This window comes from Colwellia sp. BRX10-9, from assembly GCF_014077405.1.
In the GTDB taxonomy this organism is placed as follows: Bacteria; Pseudomonadota; Gammaproteobacteria; order Enterobacterales; family Alteromonadaceae; genus Colwellia_A.
Map to the genome: position 1 here is coordinate 1 of NZ_JACGVV010000081.1, position 1,685 is coordinate 1,685.

At 35.5% G+C, this 1,685-nt stretch carries 3 protein-coding genes; all 3 read left to right on the plus strand.

Going from position 1 to position 1,685, the window contains the following annotated elements; translation table 11 throughout:
- Positions 1 to 145 precede the first annotated feature (145 nt).
- The 3 genes from H4J69_RS19535 to H4J69_RS19545 all read left to right on the plus strand — a co-directional run bounded on the left by H4J69_RS19535 (position 146) and on the right by H4J69_RS19545 (position 1,463).
- Positions 146 to 637, plus strand: a complete 492-nt coding sequence (locus H4J69_RS19535) for a hypothetical protein (RefSeq protein ID WP_182245190.1) — start codon at positions 146 to 148, stop codon at positions 635 to 637.
- Between the two features lie 119 nt (positions 638 to 756).
- Positions 757 to 1,170, plus strand: coding sequence for a hypothetical protein (locus H4J69_RS19540; protein ID WP_182245191.1), 414 nt, complete (start codon positions 757 to 759; stop codon positions 1,168 to 1,170).
- 89 nt (positions 1,171 to 1,259) lie between these two features.
- Complete coding sequence (locus H4J69_RS19545) at positions 1,260 to 1,463, plus strand: hypothetical protein (RefSeq protein ID WP_182245192.1); 204 nt, start codon at positions 1,260 to 1,262, stop codon at positions 1,461 to 1,463.
- Positions 1,464 to 1,685: the final 222 nt, after the last annotated feature.

A 1,685-nucleotide genomic window follows, 5' to 3' on the forward strand; every position in this document is an offset into this window, starting at 1 on the left:
CTTTAAAATCAATATGGGTGAATAATTTGCCTAACAAGCTACTCAAGACGGACGCTAAACAGTTGGCTAGCTTCGTTCCTCGCAATTTTAGCCAACAATTTATCGCCGCTTAGTAGGGCGTTAGGTGTAAAGCAAAGGATTGGCTGTGTATTCAAAGTTTATTTGTTTTCTCATATTATTCGTTAGCTTTTCAACTCAAGCTCATAGGCTTAATCAATTTGAAGTCGTCAGTGGAAATTATGAACGTATAACCCAAACATCTGACCTACCATTATCGATAACTGACCGTTTTATCAAAAAAGGCTGGTGTACTGGATTAGGTGAACATGGCAAGCCATTCAATGAAAGTGACAGAAGAGATCCTAAGCTGCCGTGTTCTAGGCTAATTAACTCTGGTAAATTAGAGAACTATGTCTTCGTTTATTTTGAAAGTAATGGGAGAACTCATTACCATCGCTTAACGTTTTATAAACTGGAATCTTCCAAAGTAGTAAAAACATGGACGTACGCTTCCACATTTATAGAGTCTGTAGATATTGAGGTGGCAATCAAACAAATTGAAGAAAATAATGTATGTTTTGTCTCACCAGAAGTGTACTTATATCCTCGTGAAATAGAAGCTAATTGCATGAATTAGTGGTAATTTACACCTAACAAGGCGTTCAAACGGACAAATAACAGCTGACTGTTGTTCGTGCCTCACACATTTTAGCCAGCTATTATTTGCCGCTTAACGTGGCGTTAGCAGTAATAAATATGAATTGGCGTAATCTTATATTTTTATTTTCATTCCTTATGTTTTCTCCTGCTGTTTTATTACTAATGGCTGGGTTTATGGTCGTTCCTCCAATTGTTATTATTGGTTTGAGTAATTGGAACTTTGGAGGTTTAGTATACTTGTTTTCTCTTATTGGTGGGGGAGTAGGTTTGGCTACTGCTTTTTTTATTACATTCGACCTTGCAGGAAAAACGGTTTCATATATAAATATGCAAATTAAACGTTCAGGTTTAATATTTGGAGTTATGTCTGAATTGTTTGTTTTTCAATATATTACTCCCAATTTTGAGCCTTTTCTGTATTATTGGTTACCACCTTTATTTGGTGCGGTGGTGTTGTTAACTTTGTCGTTTACAATTACTGCTAACAAGGCATTCAAGCAGGACAAATAACAGTTGGCTATTTGTTCACTACGTTCACCTATTTTAGCCAACCATTATTTGTCTCTTAATGGGGCGTTATATGCCTAAGGAAAGTCTACGTGTCATTATCATTACTTGATCAATTAATCCCTATTATTGGCGCTTTATACGGTATTGCCTTTTTTGGTGGTTATCTTAAACAATCTCAAACATCACCCGTAATGGTTTGGGCTAAAAATAAATCATCTAAATTACCAAAAGCTATGGTTTATTTATGTGTTTTTATAATTTTAGCTGAGTTAACCTTGCTTATAGTTCAGTAGTAATCGGCATATAACAAGTCATTCAAAGGGACAAAAAACAGTTGGCTATTTGCTCCTTCGTCGCTTATTTTAGCCAACTATTATTTGCCTCTTAATGGGGCGTTAGGTGTTCAGGGAATCTCTCAACTATGGATGTTGATCAAAAGATAAATGTTTTTCATTCCTTAGATTCTAAATCGACTTGTATCGCTATGATCAAGTCTTGTACTTTTGGAATCGCAA

What these genes read in the sequence shown, in the direction of transcription:
- H4J69_RS19540 (WP_182245191.1), top strand. Translation starts at nt 757, where the DNA reads ATGAATTGGCGTAATCTTATATTTTTATTTTCATTCCTTATGTTTTCT.